The 11,357-nt window shown below is 63.5% G+C and carries 10 protein-coding genes; 4 read left to right on the top strand and 6 right to left on the bottom strand.

Annotation, left to right across the window (positions count from 1 at the left end; all coding sequences use genetic code 11):
- Positions 1–432 precede the first annotated feature (432 nt).
- Positions 433–1,287 (top strand): arylamine N-acetyltransferase family protein, encoded by an 855-nt coding sequence (locus tag ACFDR6_RS20935; protein ID WP_212081218.1) that lies wholly within the window; start codon positions 433–435, stop codon positions 1,285–1,287.
- Positions 1,288–1,599: 312 nt separating this feature from the next.
- Here the strand turns inward: ACFDR6_RS20935 and ACFDR6_RS20930 are convergent, their stop codons facing one another.
- From ACFDR6_RS20930 to ACFDR6_RS20915, 4 genes are all read right to left on the bottom strand, one after another.
- A complete protein-coding gene (locus ACFDR6_RS20930) occupies positions 1,600–2,004 on the bottom strand; it encodes a YccF domain-containing protein (protein WP_212081217.1) in 405 nt (134 codons plus the stop codon).
- Positions 2,005–2,144: 140 nt separating this feature from the next.
- Positions 2,145–2,948, bottom strand: coding sequence for an enoyl-CoA hydratase/isomerase family protein (locus ACFDR6_RS20925; protein WP_375859345.1), 804 nt, complete (start codon positions 2,946–2,948; stop codon positions 2,145–2,147).
- 110 nt (positions 2,949–3,058) lie between these two features.
- On the bottom strand, positions 3,059–4,603 hold the full coding sequence (locus ACFDR6_RS20920) for an acyl-CoA synthetase (protein WP_212081215.1): 1,545 nt from the start codon (positions 4,601–4,603) through the stop codon (positions 3,059–3,061).
- Between the two features lie 138 nt (positions 4,604–4,741).
- On the bottom strand, positions 4,742–5,551 hold the full coding sequence (locus tag ACFDR6_RS20915; protein ID WP_317240438.1) for a crotonase/enoyl-CoA hydratase family protein: 810 nt from the start codon (positions 5,549–5,551) through the stop codon (positions 4,742–4,744).
- A gap of 116 nt (positions 5,552–5,667) precedes the next feature.
- Here ACFDR6_RS20915 and ACFDR6_RS20910 point away from each other — a divergent pair, with 116 nt between their 5' ends.
- Both ACFDR6_RS20910 and ACFDR6_RS20905 read left to right on the top strand, forming a co-directional pair.
- Positions 5,668–6,540: an SDR family oxidoreductase gene (locus ACFDR6_RS20910; protein ID WP_212081213.1), complete on the top strand. Its 873-nt coding sequence runs from the start codon at positions 5,668–5,670 to the stop codon at positions 6,538–6,540.
- Between the two features lie 283 nt (positions 6,541–6,823).
- Complete coding sequence (locus ACFDR6_RS20905; protein WP_212081212.1) at positions 6,824–8,401, top strand: fatty acid--CoA ligase; 1,578 nt, start codon at positions 6,824–6,826, stop codon at positions 8,399–8,401.
- A gap of 176 nt (positions 8,402–8,577) precedes the next feature.
- On the opposite strand, the gene ACFDR6_RS20900 is transcribed toward ACFDR6_RS20905, so the two are convergent.
- Positions 8,578–9,852, bottom strand: a complete 1,275-nt coding sequence (locus ACFDR6_RS20900) for an acyl-CoA dehydrogenase family protein (protein WP_375859344.1) — start codon at positions 9,850–9,852, stop codon at positions 8,578–8,580.
- A gap of 215 nt (positions 9,853–10,067) precedes the next feature.
- Between ACFDR6_RS20900 and ACFDR6_RS20895 the strand changes: the two genes are divergently transcribed.
- A complete protein-coding gene (locus ACFDR6_RS20895; protein ID WP_375859343.1) occupies positions 10,068–10,847 on the top strand; it encodes an enoyl-CoA hydratase-related protein in 780 nt (259 codons plus the stop codon).
- Positions 10,848–10,977: 130 nt separating this feature from the next.
- On the opposite strand, the gene ACFDR6_RS20890 is transcribed toward ACFDR6_RS20895, so the two are convergent.
- A complete protein-coding gene (locus ACFDR6_RS20890) occupies positions 10,978–11,355 on the bottom strand; it encodes a DUF6285 domain-containing protein (protein WP_375859342.1) in 378 nt (125 codons plus the stop codon).
- Between the last annotated feature and the right edge of the window lie 2 nt (positions 11,356–11,357).

The raw sequence follows: 11,357 nt of genomic DNA, 5'->3' as shown, positions 1-11,357 counted from the left end.
GGCGCTACCGCGTCCACCGCATCCCGGCCACCGTATCGTGACGATCGCGAAACCTCCCTTTGACGGGCCGGGATGGAATGCGGTTTAGCCGAAACATCGAATTCGGTCAATCAGAATATTTCGCAGTGATGTCCCTTGACCATCATATGGCGTGTTTTGCCCGTCGGGTGGCGCGAGGCGTTGTGTGGGCAGCACCGACTGAGAACGCGTAGCGCGCAGGATGGGGCGAGCCTTGCGAAACCACCTACCTCGTCATCGACGGACGGATGGATGAGCTTCGCTGGCGCTCTACCCATCCTGCGAGCCAAGCACGCCTGCACAACCGATGCGTTAGTCACTGACGGGCGCTGCCATCGATCCACGTGGCACCGGCCGTTGCTCCGATTCGGCTTTCCGGATAAATTCCATCGAAAGCTCGGGGGAGCCCATCCAATGAGTGCGCCTTCATTTGATCAGAAAGCTTGGCTGGATCGCATCGGACATACAGGCTCGCTTCAACCAACTCTCGATACTCTGCACAGACTCATTTTTTCTCACTCTCATACGATTGCTTACGAATCTCTCGACATCATGCTCGGCAGAACGCCGAAGCTCGACATTGCTTCTCTGCATCAAAAGATGATTGTCGGCGGTCGGGGCGGCTACTGCCTCGAGCAGAACATGCTGTTCCGCGAAGGCCTCCGGTCGCTTGGCTACAATGTCACCAGTCTGCAAGGGCGGGTCGTGCGGGGCATGGCGATCGACGCGCCGCGCCCGGCGATCCATATGCTGCTCCAAGTGAACTTGCCCGAAGGTCCATATTTGGCAGATGTCGGCTTCGGCAATCTCGCGCCGACATCAGCCCTGCTGCTGCGTGAGCATGTCGAGCAGGATACGCCGCACGAGCCCATGCGCTTCATAGAGGTTGGCGGAGAACTCACGCTGCAGGCAAGGCTTCGAGACGAATGGGAGCATATTTATCGAGTGATCCCGTACCCGAAGTACGACGGCGAGTATGAGATCACGAACTGGTATACGGGCACGCACCCGGATGCGCCCTACCAGAGCAACATCATCGCGGCGCGCCCGGGCCCCAATCGAACACGCATCACTATATTCAATCGCCGCATCACCGTACGACATGCAACGGGAGAAGCGGAGAGACGCCAGGTGGCGGACGAGGCCGAGTTCCAAACCGTCCTGCGAGACCAGTTCGGACTCAACATGTCGGATGAAGAGATCCGAACCTGTATCGATGTCATGGAGCGCAAGGGCGAGAAGGGCGCCCCTCATCCGTTCTTCGCTTGACATACCCACAAATAAGCAAGGCGTGGAGATAGTTTTCTTATGCGCGCCGATGAGGTGCTCGAATGACTGAAGCCCGCTCCTGAATCCCGCTGGCTATACGCTTGCAATATTTCGCTCTGTTGGATTAGCAGGCGCCCTCTTCCTCCGATTCAAAATCGAACAGACGACTCCCGCCTCGGGTCATCAATGCTTAGGATGGGTTGAGCCCTTGCGAAAGCAATCTACTTCGTCATCGGCGGACGGATTGATGGGTTTCGCCTTTGCTCTACCCATCCTACGAACGGAGAACTGCCGCCGGAGTGGGTACGCGCCTCAGGCGGGCACGATCACCTTGCCGATCGGCCAGAGCGCGATGCCGGCGAGCTTAAGGTGGGCCCAGGCAAAGGGGATGCCGATGATGGTGATCGCGAGGGCCAGCGCAGTCAGGAGGTGGCCCAGCGCCAGCCACCAGCCGGCGAGCACGAACCAGATGATGTTGCCAATCAGCCCGAGCGGGCCGGTTCCGATATCGCTCATGCCGGTCACGTCGTAGCGGTTGACCGCTCGCGAGCCGAATGGCAGCAGCGTGTAGACGGCGATATTGAACGCCGCCCGCGCCCAGGGCAGGCCGATGATGGTGATGGCCATGATGATCGCAGCGATCAGCCAGCCGAACGCCATCCAGGCGCCGCCGATGAGGATCCAGAGGATGTTGAGGAGGATGGAAACGGGGGCCATGGGATGATCCGTTAGACGATGACGCCCTCTATATAGGATCTAAATCTGTCTCTGCTAAGACGGCAAGGTTAGCCCGGATGAACGAAGCGACATCCGGGACTTAACTCTCACCGTCCCGGGTATCGCTGCGCTCACCCGGGCTACCGCCCTTCAAATTTCGGCTCCCGCTTTTCCATGAACGCCTTCATGCCCTCGGCCATGTCCTGGGTTTTGAACAGCGGCAGCAGCTGGAGATAGACGTGGTGGACGTGGTCGTGGAAGGTCTCGTTGAGGCCCATCCGCATCATACGCTTGGAGGCCTGCACCGCAAGCGGTGCGTTGGCGGCGATCTCGCGGGCGATCGCGGTGGCACGGGTCATCAGCTCCGCGTCCGGTACGACCTCGTTGGCGAGGCCCCATTCGAGGCATTCGCGGGCACTGAGGGTGCGGCCGGTGAAGATCAGCTCGGACGCCTTGGCCCAGCCGAGCATGCGCGGCAGCAGCCAGGTGCCGCCGGATTCCGGCACCACGCCGCGCTTGACGAAGGCAGCGGCCAGTTTCGAGGACTCCGCCATGATGCGGATGTCGCAGCCGAGCGCGGTGTCCATGCCATAGCCGGCCGCGCCGCCGTTGACGGCGCAGATGGTCGGCTTGTCCATCGCCTGCAGGACTGTCGGCGGCGTGTTGCGGAGGTTGATCGTGGTTGGCGACGACGCGGCGCTGAGGCCGTTGCCGTCGCGCTCTTTGCGCAGATCGAGCCCGGCGCAGAACGCCCTGCCCTTGCCGGTGAGGATCACGACGCGGACGTCCTTGTCCTCGTTGGCTTCGGTGAGCAGCCGCGCCAGATCGTTCAGCATCGGCCCGGAGATGGTGTTCATGCGTTCCGGCGCGTTCAGCGTGATGGTCGCGATGTGATCGGCGATCTTGTAGAGGACTTCGTCGGTCGCAGCTGCCGCGTCGTTCATGGAGGTCCCTTCCCTGATCGTTTCTGTAGCCCGGATCAACGAAGCGACATCCGGGGCTCTACTCTCATATCGTCCCGGCTATCGCTGTCGCTCATCCGGGCAACGGACTGTCAGATCTTCCGACCCGCCTGCTCCCAATAGGGATCGCGCAGGCGGCGCTTGAATATCTTGCCGGAATCCTCGCGCGGCAGGCCGCTGCGGATCTCGATGTGCTTGGGCACCTTGTAGTCGGCGAGATGCGCCTTCAGCGCGGCACGAACGCCGGCGACCTCGAGCGTGACACCGGCTTGCGGCTCCACCACCGCCATGAGCGCCTCGCCGAATTCGGCGTCGGGGATGCCGAACACGGCGCAATCATGCACGCCGGAAACGGCATGCAGCACGGACTCGATCTCGGCCGGGTAGATGTTGACGCCGCCCGAGATCACCATGTCGCGCTTGCGATCGCAGATGAAGACGTAGCCGTCTTCGTCGATATAGCCGACATCGCCCGAGGTAATGAAGCCGTCGCGGTCGATCTCGGTACGCTTCTCCGGCTTGTTGTGGTAGGTGAAATCGGCCAGTTCGGCCATGCGGGAATAGATCTCGCCGATCTCGCCCACGCCGAGCAGGCGACCGTCCTCGCCGAGGAAGCGCAGCTCGGCGCCGGGCGAGATTTTGCCGACGGTGCCGGGCTTTTTCAACGCGTCCTCGGAGGTGGCGAAGGTGACCGCGCTGGATTCGGTCGAGCCGTAGAATTCATAGATCACCGGGCCCCACCATTCGATCATGGCGCGCTTGATCTCCGCCGGACACGGCGCGGCGGCGTGGATGACGTGGCGCAACGAGGAGACATCGTATCTCCTGCGCACCTCCTCCGGCAGCTTCATCAGGCGGATGAACATGGTGGGCACCATGAAGATGGTGTCGATCCTGTACCGTTCGATCGCTTCGAGAAATTCTTCCGCTTCGAAGCGCGGCATCAGCACCAAGGCGCCGCCGAGCTTGCCGGCGCGGATGCCGAATGAGTTCGGCGCGGAATGATAGAGGGGGCCCGGCAGCAATGCGCGGGCGCCGGGCTTCAGCCCATAGATCATCGCGCGCATGCGCTCGCCGGCCGCCTGCTGCTCCGGCGTCGGGGCATTGCGGCGGACACCCTTGGGATGGCCGGTCGTGCCGGACGTGTAGATCATGTTCATGGGCTGCGGCACCACCGGGCCGTCATAGGGCTGGTGCTGCGCGAGCCAGGATTCGAAATCGATCGCGAAGTCGGGCGTCGTCAGACGGTCTGGATCGATCCTGTAGTTGGACAGGATCTCCGGCGGCGTCGGAACGCTGAGCACGGTGACGCCCTCCGGAATCGCATCGCGCAAGGCGTGCAGCATGTCGGCATGTCCGATCAGCACCGACGTGCCAGTATCGTCCAGGATGTAGTTGATCTCTTCCGGCTTGAAATGCCAGTTGATCGGAACGCCATAGGCACCGAGCCGCATCGCGGCATAGGCCGCCTCCAGGAACGCGATGTCGTTGCGCATCAGCATGCAGACGCAATCGCCTGGCTTCACCCCGACCCTGGCGAGGCCGGAGGCGATGCGGTCGGCACGGGCTGCGACTTCGGTGTGGGTGCGGCGGCGATCGCCGGAGACGATGCCGAGGAAGTCGGACGTTTCGCTCATTTTTGCTTTTCTTTGGAGTTGTGATCGTCATTCCGGGGCGATGCGAAGCATCGAACCCGGAATCCATTTGGCGACGGAGCGTGCGGCTCGATGGATTCCGGGTCTGCGCCTCCGGCGTATCCCGGAATGACAGGAGGGCTAATCCGCATACTTCGCCGCGCGCTTCTCCAGATTGGACCGCACCGCCTCGGTCTGGTTCGGGCTGCCGATCAGCTTCTGCTGCTCGACTGATTCCGCGAGCAGCGCCGGACCCGGATCAACGGAGAGATTGTTGAGCAGCCGCTTGGCGGCGCGGATCGCATCGGGACTCTTGCCGGCGATCTCGCGCGCGGCTTCCAGTGCCGCGGCGCGCGGGTCGTCGCAGATGCGGGTGGCGAGGCCGTAGGTCATCGCCTCCTGCGCCGAGAAGATGCGGCCGGTGTAGGTGAGATCTCGCAGGATATCGTCGCGCACGAGGCTTGCCAGGATCGGGGTGCCCGCCATGTCAGGCACGAGGCCCCATTTGATCTCCATGATCGACATCCGCGCATCCGCCGAGAGGAAGCGCATGTCGGCGCCGAGCGAGAGCTGGAAGCCGCCGCCGAAGGCGACACCATGTACTGCTGCGATGACGGGCACCGGAAGCTGGCGCCAGCCCCACACCGCCTGTTGCGGGAAGTTGGCCTGGCCGTGCGTGCGCTTGGTGAGATCGCGATTTTCGCCACCCGGAATTCCGTTGCCGCCCTTCTCCTTCATGGCGGCAAAGCGCCCCATGTCGAGCCCGGCGCAGAAGGCTCGGCCCTCGCCTGAAAGCACGACGGCGCGCACGCCTTTGTCCTTCGAAAGCCGGTCTGTGGCGGCGACAAGCGCCTCGAACATCGCCTGATCCAGCGCGTTCATCTTGTCCGCGCGCACCAGGCGCACGTCGGCGACGCCTTCCGAGATCGAGATCGAGACGCGCTCTTCCATGGACGAATTCTCCCCGAGTTCTTGCCTGTTCTTGTTCAGTGCCGCTTTACAGGACGCCTGCAGCCGGATTTAGTCAATCGACCAATTAACTGACAATCCGTACGGGAGAAACAGCCATGTTCAAGGAAAATCTTCTGGCCGGACGGCGCATTCTCGTGACCGGCGGCGGAACCGGGCTCGGCAAGTCGATGGCGGCGCGCTTCCTCCAACTCGGCGCCGAGGTGCACATCTGCGGCCGGCGCAAGATCGTGTGCGACGAGACCGCGACCGAGCTGATGGCCGAGTATGGCGGCCGTGTCACCAGCCACGGCGTCGACATCCGCAACGCGCTCGCGGTCGAGGAGATGGTCGAGACCATCTTCCGCGACGGCGGTCTCACCGACCTCATCAACAACGCCGCCGGCAATTTCATCTCGCGCACCGAGGAGCTGTCGCCGCGCGGCTTCGACGCCGTCGCCAACATCGTCATGCACGGCACCTTCTACGTGACCCATGCGGTCGGCAAGCGCTGGATCGCGGACAAGCAGCCCGGCAACGTGGTGTCGATCACCACGACGTGGGTGCGCAACGGCTCGCCTTACGTGGTGCCGTCGGCGATGAGCAAATCGGCGATCCACGCCATGACGATGTCGCTCGCCACCGAATGGGGCCGCTACGGCATTCGCCTCAACACCATCGCGCCCGGCGAGATCCCGACCGAGGGCATGAGCAAGCGCATCAAGCCCGGCGACGAGGCCGGCGCGCGCACCAAGGCGATGAACCCGATGGGCCGCGTCGGAACCATGGAGGAACTGCAGAACGTCGCGGTGTTCCTGATCTCCGGCGGCTGCGACTGGATCAGCGGCGAGACCATCGCGATGGACGGTGCACAGGCGCTCGCGATGGGCGGCAATTTCTACCAGCTCCGCGACTGGAGCGACGACGACTGGAGAACCGCGCGCGAAAGCATCATGGCGCAGAACGAGAAGGATCGGGCGAAGCGGGGGTGATGGCGCGTTTGCAACGGCGAGGATGTGTGAGGGGTTAGCGCTGTCACCACGCCCTCGCGTGTCGTCCCCGCGAAGGCGGGGACCCATAGCCGCAGGGAGATGTGTGGCGCGCGGCTGGTAGCTCCGAATCTTCGCCAAATCCTTGCTGCGGCGTATGGGTCCCGGATCTGCGCGCGCTTATGGCGCGCTTGTCCGGGACGACAGTGTGTCCATCTCCACCTTGTCTTCACTCGCGGATGACGCCACACTCCCCGGCATAAAAACAAGACTCCACGGGAGAAACATGTCCACACAGCCATTGGCAACTCTCGCCGACATGGTGCGCGAACGCGCCAAGAGCCGCGGCAACGCCGTCGCCTACGAATTCGAAGGCCGCCTCACCAGCTTTGCCGAGTTCGATATCAAGACCAACAAGGTTGCCAATGCGCTTCTCGCAATGGGCGTCAGACACGGCGACCGCATTGCCTATCTCGGCAAGAACAGCGATCTCTATTTCGAGCTCTTGATGGGCGCGATGAAGGCCGGCGTCGTGATGGCGCCGGTGAATTGGCGGCTGGCGGGGCCCGAGGTCGCGTTCATCGTCGAAGACTGCAAGGCGCCGGTGCTGTTCGTCGGGCCGGAGTTCATTACACAGGTCCGCCAGATCAAGGACCAGCTGCCGGGCGTGCGCACGATCATCACCACCGAGGGCGGCGCGGCGGAGTGGCAGGATTTTGCGGCGTGGCGCGATGCGCAGAGCGGCGACGATCCCAAGGTGCCGATCGCTAGCCGCGACATCGCGATCCAGCTCTACACCTCGGGCACCACAGGCAAGCCGAAGGGCGCGATGCTGTCGCATGCCAATTTCCTCAACCTCGTGCAATCGGGCAATGCCGAGGACAAGCCGGAGTGGAACCGGTGGTCGACCGACGACGTGTCGCTGGTGGCCATGCCGGTCTTTCATATCGGCGGCTCGGGCTGGGGCGTGATGGGGCTCTATCACGGCGCCCGCGGCGTCATCGCGCGCGAATTCGATCCGACCAAGGTGCTGGATTTCTTCGAACAGTCGGGCATCACGAAACTGTTCATGGTGCCCGCGGCGATGCAGTTCGTGGTGCGGCAGCCGCGCGCCAGGACGGTCGATTTCTCGCGGCTGAAATACATGCTCTACGGTGCCTCGCCGATACCCGCGGCGCTGCTGAAGGAGTGCATCCAGGTCTTCAAATGCGGCTTCGTGCAGCTTTACGGCATGACCGAGACGACGGGCACGATCGTCGCGCTGCCGCCGGAGGATCACGTCGAAGGGCTGGAGCGGATGCGCTCGGCCGGCAAGGCGCTGCCGGGTGTCGAGATCGCGATTTTGGACGCCGAGGGCAAGCCACTGCCGCCCCGTGAGGTCGGCGAGATCGCGACGCGCTCGGGCTCCAACATGGCAGGCTATTGGAACCTGCCGGAGGCAACCGCCGCGACGCTGCGCGGCGACGGCTGGCTGCGCACGGGCGACGCCGGCTACATGGACGAGGACGGCTACCTCTATATCCACGACCGCATCAAGGACATGATCATCTCCGGCGGGGAGAACATCTACCCCGCCGAGGTCGAGAGCGCGCTGTGCGACCATCCTGACGTCGCGGAAGCCGCCGTGATCGGCGTGCCCGACGACAAATGGGGCGAAGCGGTGAAGGCCGTCGTGGTGATGAAGCCGGGCAAGCAGGCGAGCGTCACCGACATCATCAACTTCGCCCGGACGCGCATCGCCGGCTACAAGACGCCGAAGAGCGTGGAGTTTTTGCCGGCGCTGCCGCGGAATCCGTCAGGGAAGATCCTGCGGCGGCAGCTACGGGAGCCCTATTGGGCAGGGAAGGATCGCAGGGTGAATTAGCTCCAGCTCTCTCCGCACGGTCGTCCCGGGGGCGCGCGCAGCGCGAGCCCGGGACCCATAACCACAGGCAACAGTTTTGCGAAGACTCGGGGTTGCCGGCCAACCCCAAATTACTCCCTGGGGTTATGGGTCCCCGCCTTCGCGGGGACGACCGTGGGGAGACCTATGTGCAAGCCTCAATGCTTCCCCGGCCCCATATAGCCAAACAGGAATCCCGCCACTTTGCGCATCTGGATCTCCTCGCTGCCTTCGGTGATCCGGTAGCGGCGGTGGTGGCGGTAGATGTGCTCGAACGGCTTGTGGCGCGAATAGCCCATGCCGCCATGAACCTGCATGGCGCGGTCGGCGGATTCGCAGCAGAGGCGGTTTGCCCAATAGTTGCACATGGAGACGCGATCGGAGAGCGTCCGCTCGATCTGCTCCTCGGTGAGCTGGTCCATCTCCCAGGCGGTCTTGCGGATCAGAAGACGCAGCATCTCGGCTTGCGTGACGAGCTCGACCAGCGGGAACTGGATCGCCTGGTTTTCGGCGAGCGCCCTGCCGAACGGTTTTCGCTCGCGCGCGTATTTGACGCTCTCGTTGATGCAGTAGACTGCAGCCCCCAGCGAGCTCGCGGCCTGGCGGATGCGGTTCTGGTGCACGAAGCACTGCGCCAGCGACAGGCCGCGGCCGACCTCGCCGAACAGGGCGTCCTCGGCCACGAACACGTCGGTAAAACTGACACGGGGATGGTCGGTCGGCATGTTGAAGGTCCACATGTATTCCTCGACCTTCACGCCATGGCTTTTGGCCGGCACCAGGAAGCAGGTGATGCCGCGGGCATCGCCGTCATTACCGCTGGTGCGCGCGAACAGCGCGCAGTGGGTGGCGACGTGCATGCCGGTGGTCCACATCTTCTCGCCATTGATGATCCAGCCCTTGACGTTGTCGCGGGTCGCGGGCACCGCGCGCGTCTCCATGTGGGTCGCATCCGAGCCGTGATGCGGCTCCGTCAGTCCAAAAGTGATGCGGTACTTGCCCTTGATCGAGCCGTCGATCATCGCCTTCTGGTCGTCGCGGCCGTAGCGATCGAGCATGGTGACGACGGGGAAGTTGCCGACGATGGAATGCTCGTTCTGGAGGTCGTTGTGCAGGCCGAGACCCTTGGCGGCAAAATGCTCGCGGATCACGGCCATCCAGAGATTGGACCCGTCCTTGCCGCCATATTGCTTCGGCACCGGGAAGCGCAGATGCCCCGCGGCGTCCGCAAGGTCCTTCGCCTTCCGCAGCAGCGCCTCCCATTCGTGCCGCGGCAGGCCGCCATTCTCGAAATCGGTGCGCGCCCATTCGCGGCGATGATCGAAGAAGCGGATGTTGTCATCGGCCTCTTCCAGCGGCTTGATCTCGCGCTCGATGAAACGGTCGAGCTCTCCGAGATAGGCGACGAGATCGGCAGGCAATGAGAAATCCAAGGGTTCTCTCCCGGAATGATCTTGTTGTTTTGCGTCAAGGCGCTAGGCGCGCTTTTGCTTCACATGATTAAGCGGAGAAGAGTGCGCACAAGTCAAGCAACGCGAGGCGTGTCGGGCACGCAAGGCGCACCAGCGCAATTCGATGGTGTCGAACGGGACCCGCGCGCTACTATGCCGGCCAATATTCCTTCACGAGAAAATGCGGGGAGCACGCGATGGAGCTGAAATTCTCGAAGGTGGAACGCAAGGGGCCAATCACGATCGTGACGCTATCGCGTCCCGAGGTCTACAACGCGCTGCATACCGATGCGCATTTCGAGCTGCAAAAGGTGTTCGACGATTTTTCCGCGGACCCCGAGCAGTGGATCGCGATCGTCACCGGCAGCGGCGACAAGGCGTTCTGCGCCGGCAACGATCTGAAGTGGCAGGCAGCGGGAGGAAAGCGCGGCTGGGACAAGGGCGGCTTTGCCGGCCTCACCTCGCGCTTCGACTGCGACAAGCCGATCATCGCCGCGGTGAATGGTGTGGCGATGGGCGGCGGCTTCGAAATCGCACTGGCGTGTGACCTCATCATCGCCTCGGAGAACGCGACCTTCGCCCTGCCCGAGCCGCGCGTCGGCCTCGCGGCACTCGCCGGCGGCCTGCACCGGCTGCCGCGGCAGATCGGACTGAAGCGCGCGATGGGCATGATCCTGACCGCGCGCCATGTCAGCGCCAAGGAAGGCCTCGAGCTCGGCTTCGTCAACGAGGTGGCGCCGCAGGGTGAAGCGCTGACGGCCGCGCTGCGCTGGGCCGAGATGATCGGCAAGAACTCGCCGATGTCGATCCGCGCCTCGAAGCAGGCGATCCAGAAGGGGCTTGCCGTGTCGCTGGAACAGGCGATCGAGGAGCAGCGGGACTATCCGGCCGTGAAGGCAATGGTAGCCTCGCAGGACTACATCGAGGGGCCGAAGGCGTTCTCGGAGAAGCGGCCGCCGAAATGGGTGGGGAAGTGACCGCGCTTTGCGCGGTCATTCCGGGGCGCGCCGACAGGCGCGAGCCCGGAATCCATTGAGCGTCAGAGACGGTGGATGAATGGATTCCGGGCTCGTCGCTTCGCGACGCCCCGGAATGACGGGGAGAGAGCTAGCCTTCTCGGCCCAGCTCCCGCTTGTACGACGCGTAATTCGGCTGATCGACGGCGAGCTTGTCCATGGTGGTTGCCCACAGATGCCGGGCAAGGCCCGGTGTTGCGAGATCGACCTCGCCCTTCGCGATACGCTCCGCCAGCGCGCGATTGAGATCGGTCACCGAGCCGTCGATGCCGAGCAGCGCACGCAGGCGATCCACCTCCTTCGCATCACTCCCCTCCTCCCGCGTCAATTGCCGCGTCACGAGGTCCAGGATGTTGATGGCGACGCGCAGCTTGAAGGACTGGTGACCGGAAATCAGCGGCGTGATGTCGTTGCGGAGGAAGTCGGCGACTGCCTTCGTCAGTTCGACGGGTGTTGGCTCGTCCTGCATGT

Source organism: Bradyrhizobium tunisiense (genome assembly GCF_042263385.1).
In the GTDB taxonomy this organism is placed as follows: Bacteria; Pseudomonadota; Alphaproteobacteria; order Rhizobiales; family Xanthobacteraceae; genus Bradyrhizobium; species Bradyrhizobium tunisiense.
Note: the sequence above shows the minus strand (reverse complement) of the source record. Positions and strands in the feature narration are given on the sequence as shown.

Coding starts and splice junctions, on each gene's coding strand:
- ACFDR6_RS20935 (WP_212081218.1), top strand. CDS start 433: ATGAGTGCGCCTTCATTTGATCAGAAAGCTTGGCTGGATCGCATCGGA.
- ACFDR6_RS20930 (WP_212081217.1), bottom strand. CDS start 2,004: ATGGCCCCCGTTTCCATCCTCCTCAACATCCTCTGGATCCTCATCGGC.
- ACFDR6_RS20925 (WP_375859345.1), bottom strand. CDS start 2,948: ATGAACGACGCGGCAGCTGCGACCGACGAAGTCCTCTACAAGATCGCC.
- ACFDR6_RS20920 (WP_212081215.1), bottom strand. CDS start 4,603: ATGAGCGAAACGTCCGACTTCCTCGGCATCGTCTCCGGCGATCGCCGC.
- ACFDR6_RS20915 (WP_317240438.1), bottom strand. CDS start 5,551: ATGGAAGAGCGCGTCTCGATCTCGATCTCGGAAGGCGTCGCCGACGTG.
- ACFDR6_RS20910 (WP_212081213.1), top strand. CDS start 5,668: ATGTTCAAGGAAAATCTTCTGGCCGGACGGCGCATTCTCGTGACCGGC.
- ACFDR6_RS20905 (WP_212081212.1), top strand. CDS start 6,824: ATGTCCACACAGCCATTGGCAACTCTCGCCGACATGGTGCGCGAACGC.
- ACFDR6_RS20895 (WP_375859343.1), top strand. CDS start 10,068: ATGGAGCTGAAATTCTCGAAGGTGGAACGCAAGGGGCCAATCACGATC.
- ACFDR6_RS20890 (WP_375859342.1), bottom strand. CDS start 11,355: ATGCAGGACGAGCCAACACCCGTCGAACTGACGAAGGCAGTCGCCGAC.